23 protein-coding genes are annotated in these 25358 nt (G+C 72.7%); 13 read left to right on the top strand and 10 right to left on the bottom strand.

Annotated features, from left to right (window positions below):
- The first annotated feature begins 45 nt into the window (after positions 1 to 45).
- On the top strand, positions 46 to 1272 hold the full coding sequence (locus AB0Q96_RS26320; protein ID WP_365329568.1) for an FAD-dependent monooxygenase: 1227 nt from the start codon (positions 46 to 48) through the stop codon (positions 1270 to 1272).
- On the opposite strand, the gene AB0Q96_RS26325 is transcribed toward AB0Q96_RS26320, so the two are convergent.
- From AB0Q96_RS26325 to AB0Q96_RS26340, 4 genes are all read right to left on the bottom strand, one after another.
- On the bottom strand, positions 1257 to 1991 hold the full coding sequence (locus AB0Q96_RS26325) for a 4'-phosphopantetheinyl transferase superfamily protein (RefSeq protein ID WP_365329570.1): 735 nt from the start codon (positions 1989 to 1991) through the stop codon (positions 1257 to 1259). The genes AB0Q96_RS26320 and AB0Q96_RS26325 overlap by 16 nt on opposite strands.
- Positions 1992 to 2116: 125 nt before the next feature.
- On the bottom strand, positions 2117 to 3223 hold the full coding sequence (locus AB0Q96_RS26330) for a serine/threonine-protein kinase (protein WP_365329825.1): 1107 nt from the start codon (positions 3221 to 3223) through the stop codon (positions 2117 to 2119).
- 73 nt (positions 3224 to 3296) lie between these two features.
- A complete protein-coding gene (locus AB0Q96_RS26335; protein ID WP_365329572.1) occupies positions 3297 to 3668 on the bottom strand; it encodes a transposase family protein in 372 nt (123 codons plus the stop codon).
- Positions 3669 to 3887: 219 nt separating this feature from the next.
- Positions 3888 to 4175 (bottom strand): hypothetical protein, encoded by a 288-nt coding sequence (locus AB0Q96_RS26340; RefSeq protein WP_365329574.1) that lies wholly within the window; start codon positions 4173 to 4175, stop codon positions 3888 to 3890.
- 245 nt (positions 4176 to 4420) lie between these two features.
- Here AB0Q96_RS26340 and AB0Q96_RS26345 point away from each other — a divergent pair, with 245 nt between their 5' ends.
- The 6 genes from AB0Q96_RS26345 (at position 4421) to AB0Q96_RS26370 (ending at position 12891) form a co-directional block, all read left to right on the top strand.
- A complete protein-coding gene (locus AB0Q96_RS26345) occupies positions 4421 to 4705 on the top strand; it encodes a CU044_2847 family protein (protein ID WP_365329576.1) in 285 nt (94 codons plus the stop codon).
- Positions 4706 to 4732: 27 nt separating this feature from the next.
- The gene (locus AB0Q96_RS26350; protein WP_365329578.1) at positions 4733 to 8794 is read left to right on the top strand and encodes a trypsin-like peptidase domain-containing protein; all 4062 of its coding nucleotides are present in this window, start codon (positions 4733 to 4735) and stop codon (positions 8792 to 8794) included.
- Positions 8795 to 9607: 813 nt separating this feature from the next.
- A complete protein-coding gene (gene panD / locus AB0Q96_RS26355) occupies positions 9608 to 10033 on the top strand; it encodes an aspartate 1-decarboxylase (RefSeq protein WP_365329580.1) in 426 nt (141 codons plus the stop codon).
- Between the two features lie 51 nt (positions 10034 to 10084).
- Positions 10085 to 10429 carry a GNAT family N-acetyltransferase gene (locus AB0Q96_RS26360; RefSeq protein ID WP_365329582.1) on the top strand — a complete coding sequence of 115 codons (345 nt, stop codon included), beginning with the start codon at positions 10085 to 10087 and terminating at the stop codon, positions 10427 to 10429.
- The gene (locus AB0Q96_RS26365; RefSeq protein ID WP_365329584.1) at positions 10426 to 11091 is read left to right on the top strand and encodes an aspartate/glutamate racemase family protein; all 666 of its coding nucleotides are present in this window, start codon (positions 10426 to 10428) and stop codon (positions 11089 to 11091) included. The genes AB0Q96_RS26360 and AB0Q96_RS26365 overlap by 4 nt, the downstream gene beginning before the upstream one ends.
- 354 nt (positions 11092 to 11445) lie before the next feature.
- The gene (locus AB0Q96_RS26370; RefSeq protein ID WP_365329586.1) at positions 11446 to 12891 is read left to right on the top strand and encodes a transglycosylase family protein; all 1446 of its coding nucleotides are present in this window, start codon (positions 11446 to 11448) and stop codon (positions 12889 to 12891) included.
- On the opposite strand, the gene AB0Q96_RS26375 is transcribed toward AB0Q96_RS26370, so the two are convergent.
- Positions 12772 to 13767 carry a DMT family transporter gene (locus tag AB0Q96_RS26375; RefSeq protein ID WP_365329589.1) on the bottom strand — a complete coding sequence of 332 codons (996 nt, stop codon included), beginning with the start codon at positions 13765 to 13767 and terminating at the stop codon, positions 12772 to 12774. The two genes, AB0Q96_RS26370 and AB0Q96_RS26375, sit on opposite strands and share 120 nt — an antisense overlap.
- 117 nt (positions 13768 to 13884) lie before the next feature.
- Entirely contained in the window at positions 13885 to 14595 is a 711-nt protein-coding gene (locus tag AB0Q96_RS26380) for a carbonic anhydrase (protein WP_365329590.1), read from the bottom strand.
- Between the two features lie 187 nt (positions 14596 to 14782).
- Here AB0Q96_RS26380 and AB0Q96_RS26385 point away from each other — a divergent pair, with 187 nt between their 5' ends.
- The 3 genes from AB0Q96_RS26385 to AB0Q96_RS26395 all read left to right on the top strand — a co-directional run bounded on the left by AB0Q96_RS26385 (position 14783) and on the right by AB0Q96_RS26395 (position 17457).
- Positions 14783 to 15496, top strand: a complete 714-nt coding sequence (locus AB0Q96_RS26385; protein WP_365329592.1) for an IucA/IucC family C-terminal-domain containing protein — start codon at positions 14783 to 14785, stop codon at positions 15494 to 15496.
- 65 nt (positions 15497 to 15561) lie between these two features.
- Positions 15562 to 17046: an SDR family NAD(P)-dependent oxidoreductase gene (locus AB0Q96_RS26390; RefSeq protein WP_365329594.1), complete on the top strand. Its 1485-nt coding sequence runs from the start codon at positions 15562 to 15564 to the stop codon at positions 17044 to 17046.
- A gap of 240 nt (positions 17047 to 17286) precedes the next feature.
- The gene (locus AB0Q96_RS26395; protein ID WP_365329596.1) at positions 17287 to 17457 is read left to right on the top strand and encodes a hypothetical protein; all 171 of its coding nucleotides are present in this window, start codon (positions 17287 to 17289) and stop codon (positions 17455 to 17457) included.
- 86 nt (positions 17458 to 17543) lie between these two features.
- Here the strand turns inward: AB0Q96_RS26395 and AB0Q96_RS26400 are convergent, their stop codons facing one another.
- From AB0Q96_RS26400 to AB0Q96_RS26415, 4 genes are read right to left on the bottom strand one after another with little or no spacing between them, the layout of a single operon-like run.
- Positions 17544 to 18968: a lipase maturation factor family protein gene (locus AB0Q96_RS26400; RefSeq protein WP_365329597.1), complete on the bottom strand. Its 1425-nt coding sequence runs from the start codon at positions 18966 to 18968 to the stop codon at positions 17544 to 17546.
- Positions 18969 to 18998: 30 nt separating this feature from the next.
- Positions 18999 to 19154: a hypothetical protein gene (locus tag AB0Q96_RS26405; protein ID WP_329426295.1), complete on the bottom strand. Its 156-nt coding sequence runs from the start codon at positions 19152 to 19154 to the stop codon at positions 18999 to 19001.
- Between the two features lie 48 nt (positions 19155 to 19202).
- On the bottom strand, positions 19203 to 19787 hold the full coding sequence (locus AB0Q96_RS26410; protein WP_365329599.1) for a DUF1990 domain-containing protein: 585 nt from the start codon (positions 19785 to 19787) through the stop codon (positions 19203 to 19205).
- A complete protein-coding gene (locus tag AB0Q96_RS26415; protein WP_365329601.1) occupies positions 19784 to 20785 on the bottom strand; it encodes a YndJ family protein in 1002 nt (333 codons plus the stop codon). Before AB0Q96_RS26415 ends, AB0Q96_RS26410 begins: the two co-directional genes overlap by 4 nt.
- Before the next feature lie 219 nt (positions 20786 to 21004).
- Between AB0Q96_RS26415 and AB0Q96_RS26420 the strand changes: the two genes are divergently transcribed.
- The 3 genes from AB0Q96_RS26420 to AB0Q96_RS26430 all read left to right on the top strand — a co-directional run bounded on the left by AB0Q96_RS26420 (position 21005) and on the right by AB0Q96_RS26430 (position 25346).
- Entirely contained in the window at positions 21005 to 22150 is a 1146-nt protein-coding gene (locus AB0Q96_RS26420; RefSeq protein ID WP_365329603.1) for a DUF6777 domain-containing protein, read from the top strand.
- A 99-nt stretch (positions 22151 to 22249) separates the two neighbouring features.
- On the top strand, positions 22250 to 24349 hold the full coding sequence (locus tag AB0Q96_RS26425) for a SpoIIE family protein phosphatase (RefSeq protein ID WP_365329605.1): 2100 nt from the start codon (positions 22250 to 22252) through the stop codon (positions 24347 to 24349).
- A 124-nt stretch (positions 24350 to 24473) separates the two neighbouring features.
- Entirely contained in the window at positions 24474 to 25346 is an 873-nt protein-coding gene (locus tag AB0Q96_RS26430) for a DNA-formamidopyrimidine glycosylase family protein (RefSeq protein WP_365329607.1), read from the top strand.
- The last annotated feature ends 12 nt before the right edge of the window (positions 25347 to 25358 follow it).

Consider the following 25358-nt stretch of genomic DNA (forward strand, 5'->3'; position numbering starts at 1 on the left):
CCGCCGGTGAGCGCCCGGTGAGCGCCCCCGGACAAGCTCCGCGGCATGACGAACCCGACGTTCACGCACTCCGCCCGCCCCGCCACCCGGAAGCCGGCCATCCTGATCTCCGGCGCCTCCGTCGCCGGTCCGGCCCTCGCCCTCCTCCTGCACCGCCACGGCTTCCACGCCACCGTCGTCGAACGCGCCCCCGCCCTCCGCGACGGCGGCTACGCCGTCGACTTCCGGGGCCACGCCCACCTCACGGTGCTGCGCACCCTGGGCATCCTGGAGGCCGTCGAGAACGCCCGCACCGGCAACGGCTCCATGGCGTACGTCAACGCGGCCGGCAAGCCCGTCGCGAAGCTCCCCGCAGACCTCTTCGCGGGGGACGTCGAGATCCTCCGCGGCGACCTCGCCCGCATCCTGTACGACGCCACCAGCCCGTACACCGAATACCTCTTCGGCGACTCGGTCACCTCGCTCACCGAGGACCCCACCGGCGTCGCCGTCACCTTCGAGCGCTCCGCGCCCCGCCGCTTCGACCTCGTGATCGGCGCCGACGGGCTCCGCTCGACCACGCGACGCCTCGCCTTCGGCCCGGAGGAGGACTTCGTCCGGCACCTGGGCGTCCACTGCGCCGTCTTCACCACCGAGAACCACCTGGGCCTCGACCACACCGGGCACGCCTACCGCACCGCGAACAAGATGGTCGCGATGTACAGCGCCCGCCACAACGCCGAGGCGAAGGCCGTCTTCTACTTCGGCTCCCCGGACGCGGACCTGGACCGGCGGGACGTGGCCCGCCAGCAGGAGGTGCTGGTCGAGCGGTTCGCCGGCAACGGCTGGGAGAGCGAGCGGCTGCTCGGCGCCATGCGGCACGCGCCCGACTTCTACTTCGACTCCGTCGCCCAGGTCCGGATGGACCGCTGGACCCGGGGCCGGGTGGCGCTCGTCGGCGACGCCGCGTACGCCCCCTCCTCGCTGTCGGGGATGGGCACGGGCCTGGCCCTGGTCGGCGCCTACGTCCTCGCGGGCGAACTCGCCGCCGCCGGGGGCGACCACCGGGTCGCCTTCGCCCGCTACGAGGACGAACTGCGGGCCTACGCCGAGGGCTGCCGGAAGATGGGCGACGGCGTCGCCAGGCTCATGGTCCCCGGCAGCCGCCTCGCGGCCGGCGCGCTCAACCGCTACTACAAGGTGATGCCGTACCTCCCCGGCCGGAACATGGCCGCGAAGATCGCCCGCAGGACCGCCGAGAACATCGTCCTGCGCGACTACGCCACCGGCTGAGGCGCGGCGTGCGACCTCGCGCCGGGCACCGCGCGCACCGCGCACGCCGCCGCGAAGCCCGGCGGGACCCGCACGTCGGCGAGCGTCCAGCCGGGCACGGGCAGCGGGCGGGCGCCCGTCCCCACGACGGTATCGGCGAACCCGGTGCCCGACAGGCCCTGTCCCGTCCCCTTCAGATACGCCTCCTTGCGCGTCCAGCAGCGCGTGAAGGCCGAGGCCAGCGGGGCGCCGTCGAGCAGGGCGAGCTCCCGCCGCTCGTCCGGATGCAGCGTGCCCGCCACGCTGCCGACCGTCCGCGCCTCGGGGACGCCCTCGACGTCCGCGCCGACGGGGACGGGCGCGAAGGCGACCAGGGCGAGGTCCCGGCTGTGCGAGAGCGAGAAGTGCAGCCCGGCCGCCTCCCCGGTGAGCACCGGCCGCCCGTGCGGTCCGCCGCACCCCGGGCACTCCTGCCGCGCGAACACCAGCCGCGCGGGCGCCTGCCCGAGGTAGGCCCCGGCCAGCACCCGCAGCGCCGTGTGCGCGGCCACGTAGACCTCCCGGTCGACCGCCCGCCGCAACCGCCCCGCCCGGTGCCGCTCCTCGGCGTCGAGTACCCCCGGGCCGCCGTCCGCCACGACCGCCCCGGGCGGCACCAGCCACACCTCGGCCGCCCCCGGCGGCCCGGCCGCCGGCCGGTCCCGGCCGAACTCCCTCGGGATGATCTCCGCATCGTTCACGGCCCCGACTCTAGGCCGATCCGGCGCCCGGGAAGCCCCGTTCCCCCGGTTCGGGCGTCTCACCGCGATCTACGCGGGAGTAGTTCCACCGACCGGGGAATGCGAATGATCACGGACCGTGCGGGTCAGTCGCAGTAGTGATTCAGAACGTACGGCAGGTGCCGAGCCCATCGGTCGTACGTCACGTCGTCGGGCGCGGTCAGCGTGCAGTCGTACGGAACGTCGTCGGTGCACTCGATGAACAGGGTGCACTGCAGGCTGGCTTTCTCGAGGGCGTGGTCGATGCTCGCGATCTTGCTCCAGGGGAAGTCGATGCTGATGCTGTTGTGCTCGACCAGCTGGATCTCGACCCCGTAGGCATCGATGACCATGGCGCGTTCGTCGTCCTCGGCGTGGAAGAACTCGGCATCCTCGGAGGTGAGTTCCTGGGTCTCTCCAGGGCCGTCCTCGGTGGGCATGGCCACGAGGGTGGGTGGTGGCACGACGAGCGTGGGCGGCTGGGAGGCGTCCCCGACCCCGGTGAACGCGTCGAGCAGTTGCTCCGTGGTGGGCCGCCGTGCGGGGTCCTTCTCCAGGCAGGCGCGGACGATCCCGCATATGCCCTCCGGAACGGGTGAGAGGTCCGCTTCCGCGTGCACCGAGCGGTACATCAGCATCATCGGTGTGCCCGTGCCGAAGGCGCTGCCGCCCGCGGCCGCCACGAGGACGGCACCGAGGGCGAACACGTCGGCGGCGCCCGTCACTTCCTGGCCCTCCGCCTGCTCGGGCGCGAGATAGCCAGGGGTGCCGAAGGCGTGTCCCGTCATCGTCAGCCGGGTGGACTCGACGGCCCGGGCGATGCCGAAGTCCACGACCCGGGGACCGTCCGGCGCCATGATGATGTTGCCCGGCTTCAGATCGCGGTGCACGAGCCCGCACCCGTGCACCGCCTGCAGCGCCTCCGCCAGCGCCGCGCCGAGCTGTCTCAACTCACCCTCGGCCATGGGCCCTTCGGTTTCCATCAAGTGGGCGAGCGTCGGGCCCGGCAAATACGCCGTGGCCAGCCAGGGCGGCTCGCCGTCCGGATCGGCGTCCACCACCTGCGCCGTGTGGAAGCCGCCGACCCTGCGCGCCGCTTCCACCTCGACACGGAACCGGGCCCGAAAGGCCGTGTCAGCGGCCAGCTCCGGCCTGGCCACCTTCACCGCCAGCAGACGCCCGCCGCGCGACCGGGCCAGATACACCGTGCCCATCCCGCCCGCACCGAGTTCCCGCACCACGGCGTACGATCCGATCCGTTCCAAATGATCTTCCCCCGCTCGCACTTCACGTCTTCTTGAAACTACCGCGTCCCGTCCGTACCGGCCCTCGGGGGCTTCTCCCCGCAGGACTGGCCGTGCACAGGAATTGTCTACCCGAGCCCACCGCGTCCCGGAGGGCGCCGACGGCGAGGTTGCGCCAGGTCGCCATCGCGCGGGGTGCGTTGCCGGTCCGCAGTGAGGTCGCGCCGGTCGGCACCGCGCCCGCGGTCGGCGTGAGTACGACGGCCAGGGCATGGCGCACGCCATGCGGATCGCGCGGATCCGGCACCTGAGTCAGCCGCTCCAGCAGGCCGGGCACCTGCCCGGGCCCGACGTCGGACTGCTCGCGGAGCCGGTCAAAGGCAGGGTGAATCAGGGATGACGCGTCGGCAGGCACGGTCTTCCAGGCAGGCCACCGGCGTGGAGCACTCCATGGTCACGGGAACCTTCCCCGCATCGCCCCCGGTCACAGCGACGCCGCAGCATGGCCCGCCACCCAGGTCTGCTAGACGCGACGGGTGTTCGGCAGGTCGGGGCGGTCAAGGAGCCAGGCGTCGGTGGACCTCCTGGCACCGCTGGGTCACCCTCGCGATGCTCGCTCACACCTTCCTCGCCGTCACCGCGGCCGTCGAACGCCGCGACCGACCCATCCCTGATGGTCTGATCCCCATGACCGGAGGAGATCCTGGAAGCGCCACAGACCCGCCGCCCGGAACCAGAGGAGCTGCGGGCCGAAGTATCCCGGCTGGAGAAGGCAGAGCGGGACCTGCGCCGAGAACACGCCTTCGAGGTCCGCGAGTTCAAGGACACTGCGGCCACGTACGCCAACCAGATCCAGGTCCTGGCCTTGCGTAACGCCGGGCTGGAGAAACAGAATGCCCGCCTCCTCGAACGACTGCGCCATTTGGGAGAGAACGTCGCGGTCCTGCCGGCCCAGAACCCCCTTGCCCTGACCTGGCGCATCCCCTGCGGCTCGCATCGTCCTCGGCGGTGTGACTGTATGTCGTAGGAAGAGGCGAGCAGGTTGCCCAAGCCGCGAATTATCTGATGCGCGTCCAGATAGCCTTGTGACAGCTGGATTTCAACGGGGAGAGGGTCGGCCTAGTGCGTAGTCTTGCGCGTCTTGCGCTGGAGGATGGCAGCTCGATCTTGGTCGAAGCGCCGGACGTGTCCGAGGGGCCAGTGCCAGCCGGCCGAGTCGGCGATGCGATTCGTGAGCTTCCGCTGAGTGTGCAGGCGGCCCTGCGCCCGGTCACGGAGCTGGCTCGGACGGCGGTGCAGCAGTTGCGGGAGGCGGGGCCGGACTCGGTGGAGATCGAGTTCGGAGTGGACCTCGCGACTCAGGCGGGCGCGGTGATTGCCCGAAGCGAGGCCAGCTGTCACCTGAAGGTGACTGTGGCCTGGCAGCGCGAGTCCAACAACGAGGCCCGCTGATTTCCCGGAACGGGGAGGAGTCGCGGGATGTCGGCGGACAAAGCAACTCCACGCGCCAGCCATGATCCAAGCCTCAAGTTCCAGGCAGCGGTCGCACAGGTACTGTCTGCAGGGGGTGAGGCAGTCGGAGCGGCTTTCCTGACCGCTGAGGACGCGGTGTTCACCTGCGCGCATGTGGTGCGGGACGCCGGGTACGGGCCAGGCGACATCGTACGGCTCCTGTTTCCCCAAGCGATGGGGGCTCCGCAGGTCGAAGGCGAGGTGCTGGCCGAGCCGTGGCGGGCCCCCGAGGACGATGATGTCGCGGTAATCCGGCTGCGGGACACACCGTCAGCGGTGCATCCCTTGGGGTTGGGGGCCGCTGCCGGGTGCCAGGGGCATATCGTGCGCTCCTACGGGTTCCCCGCCCAGGCCCCTCCCGGCGGTCATTTCGGCTACGGGAAGGCGGGCGACCTGCTCGGCGGTGACCGGCTACAGATCACTTCCAATGACCTGACCGAGGGGTTCAGCGGTGCTCCACTGGTCGATGACGTGACCGGCTTGGTGATCGGCATGGTCACGGCTATTGCGGGTCCCGACCGCAATGGCAGGGGCCAGGACATCGCCTATGCCACTCCCACCGAAACCCTGCGCGACCTGTGGCCGGGCCTGGTCTTGAGGGAGGTCCTTCCCTACCGCGACCTTGAGCCGTTCGGGCGGCAGGACGCACACTGGTTCCACGGACGGGACGAGGCCAGGGACGCAGTGCTGGCAAGCCTGCGCCGAAACCGCCGCGGGGTACTGCTGCTCGGGCCCTCAGGCTCCGGCAAGTCCTCCCTGGTACAGGCCGGAGTACTCCCCAACCTCCCGGTGGGCTGGAAGGCCACTCTCGTCCGCCCGGTCACGGGTCTGCCCGATATTCCGACGGTGGAGCAGGGCACTCACCTGCTCCTGGTCATCGACCAGTTCGAGGAACTGCTCACGCCCGCCGAACCCGACCTGCCGACCCTGCAACGGCTCACCGAGTTCGCCACTTCCTACCAGCCGGTCACCATCCTGCTGGTCATGCGCGACGACTTCTACCCGCGCCTGGCCGCCCTCGCCCCGGACCTGCTGGCCGCCCTCCAACCCGGCCTCCTCAACATCCCCGCCACCTTGAGCGAAAACGACCTCAAGGCCATCATCACCAAGCCCGCCGAGACCGCCGGAGCCTCCTTCGAGGAAAGCCTGCCCGCCCGGATCATCAGCGACCTGTTCAACTCCGACGACCGCAACGGCCCCTCCAGCCGGGTCTCCACCACCCTGCTGCCCTTGCTGGAAAAGACCCTGACCCTGCTGTGGAAACAGCGCGAGGACAACCGTCTGACCAGTAGGGCATACAAGGCCCTCGGCACCTTGAAAGAAAGCCTGGCTACGTGGCGGGACACCGCCTTCGCCGAACTCACACCCCGGCAGCGTGCCGCCGCCGAGCGCATCCTCAGCGCCCTGGTTCGCCACGACGAGACCCGCCAGACCCCTGACACCCGCCAGCGACGCTCCCTCACCGACCTGCGGGCCCTAGCCGGCGACCCGGACCCTGACGCGGTCCTGGCGGTACTGACCCGCCACCGGATCATCACCACGTACCGCGAGGACGCCGAACTCATCCACGACACCCTCATCCGCGACTGGCCCGAACTGCAGACATGGGTGGAACGCGACGCGAAGTTCCACGCCTGGCTCCAACGGGCGCGGGCGCATATCGGCCGAGGCCCGCTCCAGGGCCTGGACTTGGAAGAAGGACTCGACTATCGCGAGCAGGGAAGCGGCCTACCGCTGGACGTGGCCGACCTGCTCGCCACAAGCCGACGCCACCAGCAACGACGCCGAGCCCGCGCGATCATCGTGCTGTCGGGCGTGCTGGCAGTCGTGGTGGCCCTCGCGTCAGTCACGTTCGTCCAACTCCAGCGGGAGCAAACGGCGAAACAAAAGGCCGAGACGGAGAAACAGAGAGCCGAGACGGTGACCAGGGCGGCGGTCGCCGAGGACCTGGTTACACAAGCCGACCGACTGGCGAACTGGGACTCCGACCCGTGGCTGGCACTTCAACTGGCCACGGCCGCCGTCCGCGTGCACGACAGCCCCAAGGTCCGAGCTGGCCTGGTCACCTTGCTGACCACGACCGCACTCGTCGAGACAAACCGCGCGCAGGTCATGGGTTTCCGAGAGAACGACGAGCCAGTCTTTTACGACGGAGATGTCCTCGCGGTCGCTCCTAACGGGCGAACGCAGGTCGAACTGGATGGGGACGGACTCAGCCTCGGGGGTGGGCCGATATTCGACGAGAGCCCGGCGCTGGTTGAGGGCATCGCGTTCGCTCCCGACAGCAAGCGCCTGGCTGCCGGGCACAGTGACGGGACGATGACGGTGTGGGACCTGTCCGACCCTGACAAGCCGCGCGCCATCGGGGGCCCGGTCTCCGTCACCGAATCTCCTGAATCTCCTGTCGACATAACGGTGTGTTTTTCCCCTGACGGCCGCATGATCGCCGCCGCGGCAGCAGACGGGATCACTCTTTGGACGGCAGACGCACCGCACCGGAAAATCGCCGTGCCGCGCGTTCCTGCCAGCGCCCTTGGCGGCCTCAGTATCGACGGATTCCAGCTCGCCTTCCAGCCCGGGGGGCACCAACTCGTCGCGGCGACCCCGGGTGGTGTGATGCGCTGGGACATCTCCGACCCGCGCCGCCCGAGATTGCTGGGAGATCCCATCAGCGGTGACTTCGCCGCGGCTTTCAGCCCGGACGGACAGGTGCTGGCAACTGACAACGGCGACGGCGGAGTGCTTCTGTGGGACGACGCGGACCCTTCGAAGCCTCGGCACATGGGCACGATTCCGTCTCCGCAAGGCTACGACGCATGGGATTTAATGTACTCCCCGGACGGCCGACGGCTCGCTGTTCACTACAGAAGCGGAAAGCATCAACGCTCCTACGTGTGGGATCTCACCCGCGATCGCCCGCTGAAGTCCCTGGGGGAAGGCATTGCGTCCACGGGCCTCTTGGCCGTCCGACCGGACGGACGCGCGCTGATCACTCGCGGTAAGGGCGATCGACTCGACTACTGGGATATCTCCGACCCGGCGCACCCCATGAAGCTCACGTCCTTCCACCCGTCGATTGATGGCGGCGTAACAGCACTCGCGTTCCACCCGAATGGCAGGACACTGGCGATCGGCAGCGGCCACGGCCGGGTTCAGCTATGGGATATGAGTCACTCGGCCACCCCTGTGATGCGGAGCTCTCCACGAAGATTCCATGACGAGTACCCCGATGATTTCCGGCTACCCGGCGACACGATCACGGGCCTCAAGATCACCGGCCTCCGCTTCATTGAGGACCGCTTCAGCAAGGACGGTACGGCGCTCGACATCTACGGCAAGGGGTACCGAGCTAGCTGGAACACGGTGGACACCTTGCTTCCACCAATGAACCACGCCGACGAAGACGTTACCGACATCGTGAGCTTCAGCGAGCAGACCGACACCTGGGCAAGGGTCGTAGATGACGGCAGAACGCAACAGGTTCAGCTCTCACGCCCAGGCATTCCTTATGAAGACCCTTCTGGCGCCGGAAGCACTGGCTCGGCACTTCAGTTCTCCCCTAACGGCCGAGTACTGGCTGTCGGCGGCGACGACGGCACCCTCACTCTGTGGTCGATCGACGGTTACCGCCAGGGAACTGCCCGCCGCCTCAACTTCCCAGCCACCGGCCACGCGGCCGCCGTCTCCGCCATCACGTTCTCCCCCGACGGCTCCACCGTAGCCACAGCCGCGGCCGACGGAACGGTGATCATCTGGTCCGCTTCGCAAGACGGAGCCTTCACACTCACCGGCGCCCCGGTCCTCGCCAACAAAGGCGGAGTCGACACCATGGCGTTCACCGCCGACGGCCGCACCCTGCTCACCACCGGGAGCGACGACAAGCTGCGACGCTGGAACGTCGCAACCATCGCCAACATCCGCAACGACCCCGTCAAGCTCGCGTGCGCCCTGACCGGTGGCGGGCTCGGCAAGGACGCGTGGATGTCATTCATCCCCTCCCTGCCGTACCGCGACACCTGCTCTTCGTAGCCACTGCACAGATGGAAGCCCCGGATGGCTACGGAGCCTTGAGACACTGATGGGCTGGACAGCTTGGCAGGCCGCATAACGCCGTGGTTGATCCAGTACATCGACGGCAGGTCGGCCTTGGGGGTCGTCGGCGTTGTAGCGGAGGTTGGCCCAGAAGGCGAGGTCGAGGGCCGGCTGCCCGCGCTGGCGGAGCTCCGCCGCCAGGTCGGCGCCGAGCGGCTGGTGGTGCAGGCCGGGCGGACTCGGGCGGGAGGGGCACGGTGTTCGTGGACGCCGAAGCCGACCTCGCCCGGGCGGTGGCCATGCCAGGCCCGTACAAGGTCGCAGCCTTCGTGACCGGCTGGTCCTCGAACACCACCGTACTGTCCGTCCCAGACCCCCGTGGAGGGGGTGCGGTGTACGTGGACCGGCCCTCCCGCAAGGCCATCGGCATCACGGAGGCCGGGACCGGGCCGGGCAAGAGCGCTGGCAACGACTGGTCCCGTCCGGCCCGCGAAGGCCGCCGACGCCGGGCCCTGAGGCCGCGCGGGCGCCGCAGGCACCACCCGCTCGAACAGCTCTCACAACTTAAGCGGCTTCTCCTGTATTTGATGAACTGTCATGTAAGTCGGCAGCTGGTCAGCATGAGTTCCCGGGCGTTCCGGGACGGTCGTCCCAACAGACGCCGGTGCGAAGGGAAAGCCCAGTTGGGAAGCCGTCTCGCCCGGCCGGAGCGATGTTCCTCACAAACATCGGACGGGGGCGTCGGTGTAAGGTCGAGGACGCCCTTGACCTGCAGAAAGCAGGCAGGGAGCCGTCTTACAGGAGTCCTGAATGCTGCGTACTCTGTTCAAGTCCAAGATCCACCGTGCCACCGTCACCCAGGCCGATCTCCACTACGTCGGGTCCGTCACCGTCGACGCCGAGCTGATGGAGGCCGCCGACCTCCTCCCCGGCGAGCTGGTCCACATCGTCGACATCGACAACGGGGCCCGCCTGGAGACCTATGTCATCGAGGGCGAGCGCGGTTCCGGCGTCATCGGGATCAACGGCGCTGCGGCCCACCTCGTGCACCCCGGGGACCTGGTCATCCTCATCAGCTACGCCCAGGTGGCGGACGCCGAGGCGCGGACGCTCGTGCCGCGCGTCGTGCACGTGGACGCCGAGAACCGCATCGTGGAGCTGGGACGGGACGCGTCCGCGCCGGTCCCGGGTAGCGAGACGGTGCGCCCGCCGCACGCGGTGCCCGCGCAGGTCTGAGCCCCCAGGCGGCCGGAAGGCCGCCGCCGAGGAGTCCGGGAGGACCGCAGCATGGCCGAGTTGACGATCCGCGACGACCGGGAGAAGGGACGCCTGGAGGCGTTCGACGACGGCGACTACGCCGGTGTCGTCGTCTACTTCGCCCTGGACGCCGAGCCGCACGCCCTCGTCGCGGTGCACACCGTCGTCGAGGCGACCCACGAGGGGAAGGGCGTCGCGGGGGCGCTGGTCCGGGAGTTCTACCGGATCGCCGCCGCCGAGGGCGTCCCCGTCGTCCCGCTCTGCCCGTACGTCGCGAAGTGGGCCGAACGGCACCCCGAGGAGGCCCCGCTCCCCCCGGAGGAGGTCACCCGGGCGGCCAAGCGGCAGCTGAAGGCCTCGCCGGAGCTGTGGTGAGCCCGGCGCCCGCCCGGCCGCTCGCCCTGCTGCACACCTCGCCGGTCCACGTGCCCGTCTTCGACGCGCTGCGGGACCGGCACCACCCCGGGCTCGGACTGCGCCACCTCGTCCATGAGGAACTGCTCGACCGGGCCCGGGCCGAGGGGCCCGACGCCGTGGCGGACGCCGTCGGCCGCGTCCTCGCCGGGGCCGTCGCCGACGGGGCGGGCGCCGTCCTGTGCACCTGCTCCACCCTCGGCGCCGTCGCCGAGGCGCGGGCCGGCGCGCTCGGTGTGCCGGTGCTGCGCGTCGACCGCCCGATGGCCGCCGAGGCGATGCGCGGCGGGCGGCCCGTGGTGGTCGTCGCGGCCGTGCGGTCCACCGTGCGGCCCACCCTCGACCTGCTCCGGGAGGAGTCCGCCGACCCGGCCACGTGCGTCGGCACCGTGATGGTGACGGAGGCGTGGGAACGGTTCGAGGCCGGCGACCGGGAGGGCTACCTCGACGCCGTCGCCGCCGCCGTGGACGGGATCGCGACCGCAGAGCGGCCGGTGGTCGTGCTGGCCCAGGCCTCCATGGCCGACGCCGCCGAGCGCGTACGCACCCCCCTGACGGTGCTGTCCAGTCCCGGTACGGGGCTCGCGGCGGCGGCGCGCGCGGTCGGCCACCGACCCGAATGAACGGGCTCCGCGCGCGCGGGCGCGCGGACCGGGGGAACCTGGAGCCGACCCTGCCCCCGAGCGCCGGAGTCCGCCATGACCCAGCCCCCGTACCCCGATCCGCTGCCGTCACCCGTCCCGCCGCCCGTTCCCCCGCCGGTGCCCGCGCCCCCGCCCGTACCGCCGCCGAGCCCGGTGCCGGGGCCCCCGCCGGGCCCGGTGCCCGTGCCCGAGCCGGAACCCCAGCCGCAGCCGGGGCCCGCGGGCCGCTGACGGCGAGGTGACGGAGCAGGCCCGTGATTGCGCCAGGGGCCTTGTCACGTACGGTGGCCCGCCCTTACCGTGGGCGACTGCCGATGCGTTCGAGGGGGGCCCATGGCCTTACGCGGGAGACACCGCCGCCGGTACCAGCCGAGCCTGATCAACCGTGCCTCGCTGACCGTCACCGCGGGCGGTGCCGGAATGGCGCTGCCGCTGATCGGCGCGGGCACGGCCCAGGCGGCCTCGCTCGACGTCTGGGAGAAGCTGGCCGACTGCGAGTCCACCTCCAACTGGCAGATCAACACCGGCAACGGCTATTTCGGCGGCCTCCAGTTCAGCCAGTCCACCTGGGAGCGGTACGGCGGCACGCACTACGCGCCGCGCGCCGACCTGGCCTCCAAGGACCAGCAGATCGCCGTCGCCGAACGCGTGCTCAAGGGACAGGGCCCGGGCGCCTGGCCGGGCTGCGCGCCGGGGGCCGGGCTCGAACGGGGCGGCGACGCCTCCGACCTGGCGCCGCAGACGCAGCGCACCCGCCCGCTGACCGACACCGCCACGGCCGCCGGCGTCACGAGGACCGCGCTGCCGGGGCAGCGGAAGAAGCCCGCGGGCACCAGCCCCACCGCCGTGCCGAGCGTCCGCGAGATGTACACGGTCACCCCCGGCGACTCGCTCTCCGCCATCGCCCGCGACGAGCATCTCCGGGGCGGCTGGCAGCGGCTCTACGAGGCCAACCGGAAGGTCGTCGGCGACGACCCCGACCTCATCCACCCCGGTCAGCGGCTCACCCTGCGGATGAGCGCCCCCACGGCGCCCCCGAAGGCCGATACGAAGCCCCCGCGTCCCACCAGCCCCACCAGCCCCACGCGGCCCACCAAGCCCGCGGCCGAGCAGCCGACGACGAAGCCGGTCGCCAAGCCCCCGGCCACGAAGCCCCCGGCCACGAAGCCCCCTGCCACGCACGCGCCCACGACCAAGCCCGTCACCCGGCCCGTCACCCGGCCGGTCACCCGGCCCGTCGCCACCCCGACGGCCAGGCCCCCGGCCGCCCGGCCCGTGCACAAGCCCGCGCCGAAGCCGGTCGCGAAGCCCGTCCACAAGCCCGCGCCCAAGCCGGTCCACAAGCCCGCGACCCGGCCCGCCCCCGAGGCCGACCGCTTCGCCGCGCCCGTCGCCGACACGGACATCGGCACCCGGTACCGCAAGGAGGGCTCGTCCTGGGCCAGCGGCTACCACACGGGCGTCGACTTCCCGGTCCCCACCGGCACCTCGGTGCGGGCCGTCGCCTCCGGCAACGTGGTCTCCGCCGGGTGGGCCGGCTCGTACGGCTACCAGGTCGTCATCCGCCACGAGGACGGCCGCTACAGCCAGTACGCGCACCTGTCCGCGCTGAACGTGCGCGAGGGGCAGCGGGTCAACCCCGGTCAGCGCATCGCGCGTTCAGGATCGACCGGCAACAGTTCGGGACCGCACCTCCACTTCGAGATGCGCACGGGTCCCGGGTACGGCTCCGACATCGACCCCCTCGCCTACCTCCGCGCCAGGGGCGTGTCGATCTGATCGGATCCGGGCGGCCCCCGCCCGGTCTGACACCGCGGGCGAATCCTCGGCCCGGGTCAGCCGGTCGAGGGTGAGCTGGACCAGGCCGCCCGCCGCCACCGCGCCGCAGATCAGCGCGGCGACGGTGCCGGCCGTGCCGTAACGGAACGATTCGCCGAACAGCGTCAGGCCCACCGCCGCCGCGATCACCGGGTTCACCACGGTGACCGTGGCGAGCGGGGCCGCGAGGCCCGCGCCCCGGTACGAGGCCTGGGACAGCAGCAGTCCCGTCACCGCGAGCGCCGAGAGGGTCAGCAGGCTGGTCCACTCGGCCAGCGGCGCGCTCGCCGTCCACTCCTCGGCGACCGTCTTGGTGAAGACCGAGGCGATACCGAAGGACACCCCGGCCGCGGCGGCCAGCACCACGCTGCGCAGCACCGTACGGCCCACCAGCCGGGCCACCAGGAACAGCACGGCCACCGCGCCGAAGGTCGTCACCGTGAGCAGGTGCCGCTCGCCGTCGGAGAGGGCCTGGGTGCCGGTGCCGCCGGTCAGGCTGAGCAGTCCGGCCAGGCCCACGGTCGCCATCACGGCGCCCCGCCAGGCCGTCCGGCCGGCCTTGCGGCCCACCAGGAGCGCCGCCATCGGCAGCGCGAACACGATGGTCAGGGCGCCCAGCGGCTGGACCAGGCTGAGCGGTCCGTAGGCCAGCGCGGCCACGTGGAGGGTCGCGCCGAGGCCGTTGAGCAGGACGGAGCCCCACCACGCGGGGGTGCGCAGCGGGGCGTAGCGCGGTCCGGTGGCGGAGGCCGCGACGCGCTCCTGCACGATCGCCGCGGCCGCGTAGGCGACCGCCGAGACCAGGGCCAGGAGCACGGACAGCAGGAGGGGGCTCATACCCTCCACGATCTCTCTCCCGAGCGCTCCCGTCTTCGTACCTGGGGACGCGATCGGAGGTACCGCAGATGGAGTACGAACCCCCCTCGTACACCCTGGGATGTACGCCCGCGCAGGTCAGGACGGGTGGAATGCGACCCTTCCGGTGTCCAGGTCGAAGCGGGCGCCGACGATCCGGGCGTCGGCGAAGGCCGCATCCCGAGCCAGTCGGCGGGTGATGCGGTCCACATTGGCCCGCACCGAGTTCTCGACCCAGTCGCCGGGCAGGTGGCGGGTGGCCCGGGCGGCCGGGGCGAGCTCCTCGACCACCCGCTCGATGTGTCCTTCGACGGGGTGCCCGGTCCGTACGTGCTCGACGGCCGCCGCCGCGGCGCCGCAGCGCTCGTGCCCGAGGACCACGATCAGGCGCACGTGCAGCTCTTCCAGGGCGAACTGGACGGAGCCCAGCACCGCCTCGTCGAGCGCCTGTCCGGCCGAGCGCACCCCGATGAGGTCCCCGAGGCCCTGGTCGAAGACGAGCTCCGGCGGGACGCGGGAGTCTATGCAGCCGATCACGGTGGCGAAGGGCTGCTGGGAGACCGCGACGGCGGCCCGCCGGGCCGCGTCCTGGTGCGGGTGGAGCTGGCGGAGCGCGGCGTAGCGCTCGTTGCCGGCCCGCAGCTCGGCGAGCGCGGCGGCGGGGTCGCCCGGTCCGGGGGCCCGGCGCGGGGCGGGTACGGCGACCGCGGGAGCGGCGAGGGCCGGAACGGCCGCGGTGCCCAGGGCGGCGAGCCCGAGGGCGAGCAGGCCGCGGCGGCCGGTGGTCGTGGTGGATGGTGTCGGCGTCATGGCGAGAGAGTCGCGGAAAGATCACTTCTTGACGAGTGCTTGATCTTTTCATGACTCTTTCTTGACTAAGGTTGACCGATCTTGATCAGCCTGGATCGATTATCGGAATCGAGCCGGCCGTGACCGGATCGGGCCGCATCGGGCGGGACCGGACCGGGCCACGGCGCGGGTACGGGAGGATGCCGGAGTGGATCTCGACGACAGCGCACAGGTGGGCGGCTTCTTCGCGCTGCGCACCGCCCCGCCCGGACCCGGCGCGGCACACGTCCCGCTCTCCCGCCTGTACGCGGGGGAGGACGGCCCCCTCGCCGCGCGCGTGGACCGGGTCGCCGCCCGGCTCGGCGCCCCCGAGCGCCGGGTCGGCGCCTCGGTCGCGCACCTCGGCCTCGCCGCCCGCCTGTGGTCCACCGCCCTCGGCCCCGCCGCCCTGCACGGCCGCTTCCCCGACCTGACGCCCGCCACCCTGCACTGGGACGGCGCGCTCACCTCGCCGGACGACCTGTGGTGGTCCGGCACCGCGACCCGACCCGCCGGCGTCGAGGAGCTGCGGGCCGCCGTCCACGAGGCCCACCTCGTCCCGCTGCACGCGGCCTTCGCCCGCGACGGGCGGATCTCCGAGCGGCTGCTGTGGGGCAACGCGGGCTCCGCGCTGGCCGGGGCGCTGCGCGAGCTCGTCCGCTGGGCCCGCGCCCACGCCCGCCCCGACGCCGCCGAGCGCGCCACCCTCCTCGTGCGGGGCCTCTTCGACCACCCCGATCTGGCCCGCACCGTCCGGGGCCCCGCCCTGCGCCGCACCAGCTGCTGCCTGTACTACCGCTGCCCCTCCGGAGGACTGTGCGGCGACTGTGTGTTCGACCACGCCCCCCGAACGGGTTTGGAGGGGCGGCCCCCCGCTCCGTAAAGTTGCGTCTTTGGAAGTACTGACGCAGTACTCACGGCGCGAGCGATCGAGGAACGACGAAGGCCATGACGGTGACTGAAGAGACCCAGGACCACGGGCCGGGCATCGACCCCGAGCGCCTGGCCGTCTGCCTGAGCGTGCTGGACGAGCTGGACGAGATCGACGTCGACCACCCCGACGCCATCACCGTCCGCCGTGCGACCGCCGGGATCTACCGGACCGTGAAGCAGCGCCGCCGCCAGGAGCGCCGGGCTTCCAAGACCGCCCACGACAAGGCCGTCACCGAGGCCACGGCGACCGGCTCCGCGCAGCGCATCGACGACGAGACCGAGGGCATCCTGCCCAGCTCGGTCACCGAGGCCGGCAAGATCGCGGGGATACTCCAGCGCCCGCGCTCCTGCTACACCTGCAAGACGCGCTACGTCGAGGTCGACTACTTCTACCACCAGCTCTGCCAGGACTGCGCCGCCCTGAACCGGGGCCGCCGCGACGCCCGCACCGACCTCACCGGCAAGCGCGCGCTGCTCACCGGCGGCCGCGCCAAGATCGGCATGTACATCGCGCTGCGGCTGCTGCGCGACGGCGCCCACACCACGATCACCACCCGCTTCCCCAAGGACGCCATCCGCCGCTTCAAGGCGATGGAGGACTCGGCGGAGTGGATGCACCGCCTGGAGGTCGTCGGCATCGACCTGCGCGACCCCGCCCAGGCCGTGGCCCTGGCCGACCAGGTCGCCGAGGCCGGACCGCTCGACATCCTCGTCAACAACGCGACGCAGACCGTGCGCCGCCTGGCCTCCGCCTACGCGGCCCTGGTCGACGGCGAGAGCGCCCCGCTGCCGGCCGGCGAGCTCCCCGCCCACCACGTCATCGGCGCCTTCGGCTCCGGCGCGGTCGGTGAGCTCGGCGCCGGGACCGCGCTGCCCGCCGGGGTGAGCGGGCTCGACGCCCAGCAGGTCGCCGACCTCGCGCTCGTCGCGGGCAACGCGAGCGTCGCCCGGCACCTCGACGGCACCGCCATCGACGCGGGCGGCCTGGTGCCGGACGTCGTCGACTCCAACACCTGGGTGCAGTCCATCGAGCAGATCTCGCCGGTGGAGCTCCTGGAGACGCAGCTGTGCAACTACACGGCGCCGTTCATCCTGATCAGCAAGTTGCGCGCGGTGATGGCCGAGGCCGCGGCCAAGGCGTCCAGCGGGCGCTCGTACGTCGTCAACGTCTCCGCGATGGAGGGCGTCTTCAGTCGCGGCTACAAGGGCGCCGGCCACCCGAACACCAACGCGGCCAAGGCCGCGATGAACATGGTGACGCGGACCAGCGCCCAGGAGATGTTCGAGTCCGACCGCATCCTGATGACCTCGGTCGACACCGGCTGGATCACCGACGAGCGTCCCCACTTCGACAAGCTGCGGCTCGCCGAGGCCGGCTTCCACGCCCCGCTCGACCTGGTCGACGGCGCGGCCCGGGTGTACGACCCGATCGTGCGCGGCGAGCTGGGTGAAGACCTTTACGGCGTCTTCATGAAGGATTACGCGCCCGGTAACTGGTAGTCCATCCGCTTCCGCCCGAAATGGCGTCACCCGTTCGCGTCACACTTTGGTGCCCCATAGAGCACTGACGCGCTCATCTGGTTAATCTGATGTCCACGGTCGGCCACCAGGGTTTCACCGAATCCTCACGGCCGGCCAGGGGACAGGTCTGCCACCAAGGCCGCGGTCCCGCCCGAACGAACGGCGCCACCGCGACCGACGGTCCCTGTCCCATTGGTACGCGACACAAAGGAGTGCGCGGTGACACCAGAAACAACCACGCAGGAGCAGCGCCCGGCCGAACCGACCGAGCGCAAGCGCCGGTCCGGAGAGCTCGGCAGCCTGGAGGTCTGGGCCCGCTCGGCCCCGATCCGTCTCGCCGGCTACGAGGACGACCTCGCCGAGCCGCACATCCTGCCCGGCATCGACTGAGCCGTACGCGTCGTACGGTCGCTCCGCCCCGTGCCCCCGGCCGCCCCGCGCGCCCGGGGGCACGGGCGTGCCCGGCCCGGCGCGCCTCAGCGGCGCTCCGCCGTCTCCCGCAGCCGGATCGGCGGCAGGTACTCCCGCAGCAGCGTCCGGTGCCACCACGCCCCGGTCTCCCGCAGCTCGCGCCAGGTCGTGTAGCGGTAGCGGTAGAGCCGGGCGCGCACATGGGTGGGCGGCGCGTCGGGGAACGGGTTGTGCCGCAGCAGCCGCAGGGTGTCGCGGTCCCCGGTGAGCAGCCGCTCGACGAACGGCCCGAACCAGTCGCGGGCGTAGCCGGGGGAGAGCGCCGCGAACCACATCAGCCAGTCGAGCCGCAGATGGTACGGGGCGAACTGGCGCGGCAGCCGGCGCGGATCGCCCGGCTTGCCCTTGAAGCCGTACTCCCGCCACACCGTGCCCGGGTGCGGCCGAGGATCGTCCGTCCCCTCGACGACGATCTCGTCCCGGACCCGGCCGACCGTGCCGAACGCGCCGTACGTGTTGACCAGGTGGTACGCGTCGAAGGAGCGGTTCATCGCCTGCCGCCGGGAGAGCAGGTTGCGCACCGGGTGGCGGCTGAGCACGAGGACCAGGACGGTGGCGGCGCAGACGACGCCCACGTACCAGAGCGGGGGGTCCGGCCGCGGATGGGCGCCCGTGACGAGCGAGCCGTCCATCGCGGACAGCGCGAGGACGATGGTCAGCCAGTTCAGCCAGGCGAAGTTGCCGGAGAGCACCAGCCACAGCTGGGTCGCCACCATCAGCCCGGCCGCGACCGTCGCGACCGGCTGCGGGGTGAACAGCAGCACCGGGACGCCGAGCTGGACGACGTGGTTGGCCGCGCACTCGACCCTGTGCAGCGGCTTCGGCAGGTGGTGGAAGAACCAGCTCAGCGGGCCGGGCATCGGCTGCGTCTCGTGGTGGTGGTAGAGGCAGGTGAGGTCACGCCAGCAGCGGTCCCCGCGCATCTTGATCAGCCCGGCGCCGAACTCCACCCGGAACAGCAGCCAGCGCAGCAGGAACAGCACGAGGACCGGCGGTCCGGTGTCGTCGTTGCCGAGCAGGACGGCCAGGAAGCCGGTCTCCAGGAGCAGCGACTCCCAGCCGAAGGAGTACCAGGTCTGGCCGACGTTCACGATCGACAGGTAGAGGCCCCACAGCAGCAGCCACAGCAGCATCGAGACGGCCAGCGGCACCGCGTCGCCCGCGCCCGCCGCCATCGCGAGCGCCAGGCCCGCCCCGCCCCAGGCCACCGAGGCGAAGAGGCGGTCGGAGTAGCGCCACTGGAAGAGGCTGGGCGCGCCGCGCGCCGGCACCCGGCGCACGAACTCCGGCACGGGCAGCATCCCGCGCTCGCCGATGAGGGCCCGGAACTGGAGCGCCGCCGACAGGAACGCGAGGACGTAGAGACCCGCGAGCCCCCGCTGGAAGACGATCCGGCTCAGCCAGTAGTCGGGTGCGGTGAACCACTGCATCGGGCCCGGTGCCGCTCCCGGGAGCGGCGGCTACTCCTCGTCGGCCTTCCGCTCGCCCTCCGCCTGGGACGGGGTCGTGCGGGTGGTCTGCGGGTGGAGCTGCGCCTTCTGCTGCGCGTCCATGTCCTCTTCGAGACGCTCGCCCTCGGCCTGCGCCGGGGTCGTGTACTCGTCGTACTGGCTCATGGCCGCCTCCTTCAGGAAGCACGGATGAGTACAGAAGGAGCGTAACCCCTATCGCCCCGCGACGAGACCCGTCAGCGACCGGCCCAGGCGGCGCGCGTAGGCCAGCTGGAGCGCCCGTACGACGGGCCCGCCGAGCCGGGTGTACCAGGCGGCGGCGCGGCTGAACGCGGTCACGGTGAACCAGACCGAACCGTCCTCGCGCAGGTCGACCACGAAGGACTCCTCGCCGCACTCCGGGTGCCCGGTCCGCGTCCCGTACGCGAAGCCGGTCTCGGTCTCCGTGTACGCGGTCCAGATCACCTGGCACGGGGCGCTGAAGCGGACCGGGCCGAGGCCCATCGCGACCTCCAGGGTGACGCCGGGCTCGGCGCGGTCGGCCTCGCTGGTCACCCGGGCGCCGCTCGCCCGGTGCATCCGCCAGGTGGTGACGGCCGCGCCCGCCGTGGCGTAGGCCCCGGGCCCGTGGCCGACCCGGACGGTGTGGTGCAGGTGGTGGTAGCCGGCGGGCAGCGGCCGGGTGCGGGTGGCGCCCACCTCGGGGTAGCTGGGGCCGTCCGCGACGGGACCGGCGGGGCGGGGACGGGCGGTCGGGCGCGCGGGCTCGTCGGAGAGGCTGCGGATGAGACGGGTCATGCCGGGAGCTCCGTTCGGGGAGTGGGGTACGCGGCGGTACGGGGGTCGCGGGGAAGGGGCCGGTCCACGGGGGCCCCGTGGCGTTCCGGGAGGGCGCGCAGGCGGCGCCGGGCGAGGAGCGAGCAGAGGGCGAAGCCGAGCGCGTTGCCGAGGCCGTGGGTCGCGGCCATCCAGGTCAGGCTCGGGTGCGGAAGTCCGGTGGCCTCGCCGAGCGCCCAGCTGAGGGCGAGCAGCATGGTGGCGACCAGGACGGCGGCGGAGACCCCGAGCAGCGTGCGGGTGATCCGGTCCGGAGCGGTGGGGCGCAGCTCGCGCCAGGTCAGCAGGGCGACGGCCCACATGCCCGCCGTGAGGACGAGGGCTCCGGCCAGTTCGGCCCAGTCGTCGACGAAGTAGCCGAGCAGGACGAGCAGGGTGCCGAGCGGGACGCTGAGCGCGGCGAACCGGGCCGTGCGTCCGCCGGTCGCGCGGCAGACGAGTCCGGCGACCAGGGCGGCGGTGAACCCCGCGAAGTGGAAGTGCGGGACGGTCAGGGCGAGGATCCCGGGCTCGAAGCCCAGCAGACTGTGGCCGCCCCGCTCGGCGACCAGGGCGAGGCCTGCGACGGAGGGGGTCACCAGGGCGGTGAGCACCGCGACCTCGGCGGGGGCGAGGGAGCGGGTGGCCGCGAGCCGGGCGGGGGCGTGCAGGGCGAGCGCCAGGGTGGCGAGCGCGTACAGGCAGGCCAGCGCGGCGGCGAGCGGGGAGCGGGGGAGCCAGAGGGCGAGCACGCCGGGCGCGGCGAGCAGCGGCCAGGCGCGGGCCAGCGGCCGGAGACGGGGCGGCCGGCGCCGGGCGTACCCGGCGGACTCGGCGTACCCGGCGTACCCGGCGGACTCGGCGTAGGCGGCGTGCAGGCCCTGCCCCACGTCCGCCGGTCCCGGCTCGATGAGCCGGAGGCCCATCGGGACGATCACCAGCATCCCGAGCGTCACGATCAGCGCCACGAGTACGGACACGACGACCACCCCCCGTTGAACATGTTCAACCGTCGGGGACGAGCGTAGAGCCTTGCTTGAACACGTTCAAGGGTGGGGTGGGTGACGGGCGACTCGCCGGATGGGCGTACCCGGATTGCGGGCCCCCGGGCCCTGCGGGAGACATGGAGGAACGACTCGGGGGCGAAAGGCGGGAGACCAGTGCGTACACCCAGACGATGGCCCACACGGCCCGGTGCCGTGGCGACCGCCGCGCTGGCCTCGGCCCTGCTGCTCGGGGGCTGCTCCGCCGGCGGCGCGGGGGAGGCCGGAGCGGAACCGGCCGCCGCCGCGCCCTCCCGGGAGGTGCTGCTCCAGGCGGCCGGCGCCCAGGGCCCCGACGCCTTCACCCCGTCCACCGCGCAGGAGGGCGCCCCCGCGCACTCCGGCACGGCACCCGACGGCGTCACCGGCGCCCCCGTCCCGGCCGCCCGCGCGATCGGCGGCGCCACCCCCGGCCTCTACGCGGGCACCCGCTCCGTCGCCAGCTGCAACGTCGCCCAGCAGGCCGCCCTCCTCACCGCGGAACCGGCCAGGGCCCGCTCCTTCGCCGAGGCCGCCGGCATCCCCGAGGCGGACGTCGCGGGCTGGCTGCGCGGCCTCACCCCCGTCCTGCTGCGCGCCGACACCCGCGTCACCGACCACGGCTACCGCGACGGCCGGGCCACCGCGTTCCAGACCGTCCTCCAGGCCGGTACGGCCGTCCTCGTCGACCAGTACGGCACCCCGCGCGTCCGCTGCGCCTGCGGCAACCCGCTGCGCTCACCGGCCGAGGGGCCGGGCGCCGTGCACACCGGGAAGCCCTGGCCCGGCTACGCGCCGGACCGGGTCCTCGCCGTCACCCCCGCCGGCACCGTCCTCACGAGCCTGGTGATCGCCAACCTCGTCGACAACACCTGGATCGAGCGGAAGGCCGCCGGCTACGGCGTCCAGGACCGCAGGCCCGAGGTCCTGCCGCCGTGCGACCCCGCCTCCTGCGACCCGGTCACCGCTCCGGCCGCGCCGCCCCCGGACGCCCAGGCACCGCGGACGCCCGCCGACCCGGCGACGCCCGCGGATCCGCAGGGGCCCGCGGACCCGCGGACCCCCGCGCGGCCCCAGGCGCCGACCGCCCCGCGGTCGCCCGACCGCGGCACCCGCCCCGCCGAACCCGTCCCCGACACCCCCTCCCACGAGGCCCCCTCGCCCGACGTCCCCGCCCCGGACGTGCCGACCCCCGACCTCCCGATGCCCGATGCCCCCCATGACCTGCCGCCCGACGTCCCCTCCGCCGAGCCGCCGCCCTCGTTCGAGGAACTGTTCCCGAACGACCCCGCCGCACAGCAGCCCGAGACCTTCCAGGGCTGACCGCCCCCGATCCCGTCGCGGCCACCGCCCCGATCTCGATCCGAACCCATTTCCGATCTTCGCCGTGCGCGGGGGCGGGGCTGCGCCTAGCGTGGCCCCATGAACGCGGGCAACGGGGGCGGGGAGGCGGCCGAGCAGTGCCGCTGCGAAGCGGGCTCGGCGGGGCCGACCTGCTGTTTTCTCCATGAGTTCGGCCAGGAATTCCGGATGGGCAGCTTCGACTGGGACCTGCTCACCGGCCGGATGACCATGGACGCGGCCGCCCTGAGCGTCTTCGACATGGACGCCAACGCCTACGACGGCGACCCCACCAGCCTCGCCTCGCGCGTCCTGCCCGACGAGGGCCGCCGCCTCGACACGCTGGTGGCCCAGGCCCTCAAGGACGGCAGCGACCACTACGGCGCCTACTTCCGCATCCGCACCCGCTCCGGCATCCAGCGCTGGACCCACACCCAGGGCCTCGTCCGGCGCGACGAGAACGGACGCCCGTTCCGTATCGTCGGCATCGTCCGGGACGCCTCCGAGGAGCTGACCGAGTCCGCCGCCCGGCTCGGCCTCGACGAGGGGCGCCGCCGGCGCACCAGCGTCGTCGAGGGCACCACCGCGGCCCTCGCCCACGCCCGCACCGTGCAGGACATCATCGACCTGCTCAACGACTCCCAGGGCCTCGAACACTTCGGCGCCGCCAGTCTCGTCATGGGCCTCCTGGAGTCCGGCCGCATCCACCTCGTGGCCGAGGGGCCCGACGGCGCCTTCGTCCCCGGCACCCGGTTCACCCGGGTGGACGAGCCGTACCCGATGGGCGAGGTCATCCGCACCCTGCGCCCCCGGTTCATCGAGTCCCCGGAGGACTTCGCCGCCTCCTTCCCGGTCCTCTGGCCGCACATCAGCGGCCTCGGCATCACCTCCGCCGCCTACCTCCCGCTGATCGCGCAGGCCCGCCCGATCGGCGCCCTCGGACTGCTCTACAGCGGCGACCGCACCGGCTTCAGCGCCGACGAGCGCAACCTGCTCGTCGCCCTCGGCAGCTCCATCGCCCAGAGCCTCCAGCGCGCCATGCTCTACGAGCAGGAGCACGACCTCGCCGAGGGCCTCCAGCAGGCGATGCTGCCCCGCCGCATCATCGACGTCCCCGGGACCCAGATCGCGGTCCGCTACCGCTCCGCCCGGCTCGGCCGGGACATCGGCGGCGACTGGTACGACATCATCCCGCTGCCCGGCGGCCGGGTCGGCGCCGTCATCGGCGACGTCCAGGGCCACGACACCCACGCCGCCGCCGTCATGGGACAGCTGCGGATCGTGCTCCGCGCCTACGCCGCCGAGGGCCACACCCCCGCCACCGTGATGGCCCGCGCCTCCGTCTTCCTGCACGAGCTCGACACCGAGCGCTTCGCGACCTGCACCTACGCCGAGGCCGACCCCGCCACCGGCCTCGTCCAGATCGTGCGCGCCGGCCATGTCGACCCGCTCGTCCAGGACCCCGACGGCACGGCCCACCGCCTTCCCGTGGACGGCGGCCTGCCGCTCGGCCTGTCCGCCGAGTTCGCCCGGCTCGACTACCCGGTGACCACCGTCGAGCTCGACCCCGGGCAGACCCTCCTCCTCTACACGGACGGCCTGGTGGAGAAGCCGGGCTCCGACCTCGACGAGGGGCTCCAGTGGCTCTCCTCGCTGGTCAAGCGCGGCCCGCGGGACCTCCAGGAACTCGCCGACCACCTGTGCGACGTCGTCGACGAGCGGGGCGGCGAGGACGACGTGGCCGTCCTGCTGCTGCGCCGCGAGGGCGCCCAGCCGCCGCAGGCGGGCGGGCGCCTCCAGCAGCACGTCGGCCAGAACGACCCGGAGGCCCTCAGCTCGGCCCGGCACATGATCCGGGCCGCGGTACGGGCCTGGGGCGCGGGCAGCCGCTCCGACGAGATCGAACTGGTCGCCGACGAGCTCACCACCAACGCCCTCATGCACACCGACGGCGGCGCCATCGTGACCCTGCGGATGCTGCCCGGCCCTGAGCGACGGCTCCGTGTCGAGGTGGAGGACCGCTCCAGCGCCCTGCCGCGCCGCCGCGAGGCCGGGGACTCCGGCGTCTCGGGGCGCGGGCTACTCCTCGTGGACCGGCTCTCCGACCTGTGGGGCGTGGAGCCGCGCGGCGGCGGCAAGTGCGTGTGGTGCGAGTTCGTCACGGAGCAGCCGGAGGACTGAGCGGGCGGGGCGACCGGGCGCCCCGGAGGGCCGGGTGCCGCACGCCGGCGGGTGCCCGCGCCGGCTCGCCGCGCGCCCGGGCCGTCGGCGGGCGTCCGTCCGTCCCGTACGGCAGGGTGGGAGCATGCCGGAACTGCCCGAGGTCGAAGCCCTCCGCGCCTTCCTCGACGAGCGGCTCGTGGGCAAGGAGATCGCCCGCGTGCTGCCCGTCGCGATCAGCGTGCTCAAGACCTACGACCCTCCGCTCGGCGCCCTCGACGGCGCGAGGGTCACCGGGGTCGCCCGGCACGGCAAGTTCCTCGACATCGGCACCGAGGGCCCGGCCGGCCCGCTCCACCTGCTGGTCCACCTCGCCCGGGCCGGCTGGCTCCAGTGGAAGGACGTCCTGCCCGACGGGCCGCCGCGCCCGGGGAAGGGCCCGCTGGCCCTGCGTACCGCGCTCACCGGCGGCGACGGCTTCGACCTCACCGAGGCCGGCACCACCAAACGCCTCGCCGTCCACCTCGTCCGCGACCCGGCCGAGGTGCCCGGCGTCGCCCGCCTCGGGCCCGACCCGCTCGCCGCGGACTTCGACCTCGCCGCGTTCACCGGGCTGCTCGCCGGCGAACGGCGCCAGATCAAGGGCGCGCTGCGCGACCAGAGCCTCATCGCGGGCATCGGCAACGCCTACTCCGACGAGATCCTGCACGTCGCCAGGATGTCCCCCTTCAAACCCACCCAGAACCTGACGCCCGTGGAGACCGCCGCTCTCTATACGGCGATGCGCGACACCCTCACCGAGGCCGTCGAGCGCTCCCACGGACTCGCCGCCGGCCGGCTCAAGGCCGAGAAGAAGAGCGGCCTGCGCGTCCACGGCCGCGCCGGCGAACCCTGCCCCGTCTGCGGAGACACCATCCGCGAGGTCTCCTTCAGCGACAGCGCCCTCCAGTACTGCCCCACCTGCCAGACCGGCGGCCGGCCGCTCGCCGACCGCCGCATGTCGAAACTCCTGAAGTAGGCGCCCGCGCGG

Source organism: Streptomyces sp. NPDC093111, from assembly GCF_040683955.1.
In the GTDB taxonomy this organism is placed as follows: domain Bacteria; phylum Actinomycetota; class Actinomycetes; order Streptomycetales; family Streptomycetaceae; genus Streptomyces.

What these genes read in the sequence shown, in the direction of transcription:
- AB0Q96_RS26320 (WP_365329568.1), top strand. Translation starts at nt 46, where the DNA reads ATGACGAACCCGACGTTCACGCACTCCGCCCGCCCCGCCACCCGGAAG.
- AB0Q96_RS26330 (WP_365329825.1), bottom strand. Translation starts at nt 3,223, where the DNA reads ATGGGCACGGTGTATCTGGCCCGGTCGCGCGGCGGGCGTCTGCTGGCG.
- AB0Q96_RS26340 (WP_365329574.1), bottom strand. Translation starts at nt 4,175, where the DNA reads ATGGCGCAGTCGTTCGAGGAGGCGGGCATTCTGTTTCTCCAGCCCGGC.
- AB0Q96_RS26350 (WP_365329578.1), top strand. Translation starts at nt 4,733, where the DNA reads ATGTCGGCGGACAAAGCAACTCCACGCGCCAGCCATGATCCAAGCCTC.
- panD (WP_365329580.1), top strand. Translation starts at nt 9,608, where the DNA reads ATGCTGCGTACTCTGTTCAAGTCCAAGATCCACCGTGCCACCGTCACC.
- AB0Q96_RS26360 (WP_365329582.1), top strand. Translation starts at nt 10,085, where the DNA reads ATGGCCGAGTTGACGATCCGCGACGACCGGGAGAAGGGACGCCTGGAG.
- AB0Q96_RS26370 (WP_365329586.1), top strand. Translation starts at nt 11,446, where the DNA reads ATGGCCTTACGCGGGAGACACCGCCGCCGGTACCAGCCGAGCCTGATC.
- AB0Q96_RS26375 (WP_365329589.1), bottom strand. Translation starts at nt 13,767, where the DNA reads ATGAGCCCCCTCCTGCTGTCCGTGCTCCTGGCCCTGGTCTCGGCGGTC.
- AB0Q96_RS26380 (WP_365329590.1), bottom strand. Translation starts at nt 14,595, where the DNA reads ATGACGCCGACACCATCCACCACGACCACCGGCCGCCGCGGCCTGCTC.
- AB0Q96_RS26390 (WP_365329594.1), top strand. Translation starts at nt 15,562, where the DNA reads ATGACGGTGACTGAAGAGACCCAGGACCACGGGCCGGGCATCGACCCC.
- AB0Q96_RS26400 (WP_365329597.1), bottom strand. Translation starts at nt 18,968, where the DNA reads ATGCAGTGGTTCACCGCACCCGACTACTGGCTGAGCCGGATCGTCTTC.
- AB0Q96_RS26405 (WP_329426295.1), bottom strand. Translation starts at nt 19,154, where the DNA reads ATGAGCCAGTACGACGAGTACACGACCCCGGCGCAGGCCGAGGGCGAG.
- AB0Q96_RS26410 (WP_365329599.1), bottom strand. Translation starts at nt 19,787, where the DNA reads ATGACCCGTCTCATCCGCAGCCTCTCCGACGAGCCCGCGCGCCCGACC.
- AB0Q96_RS26425 (WP_365329605.1), top strand. Translation starts at nt 22,250, where the DNA reads ATGAACGCGGGCAACGGGGGCGGGGAGGCGGCCGAGCAGTGCCGCTGC.
- AB0Q96_RS26430 (WP_365329607.1), top strand. Translation starts at nt 24,474, where the DNA reads ATGCCGGAACTGCCCGAGGTCGAAGCCCTCCGCGCCTTCCTCGACGAG.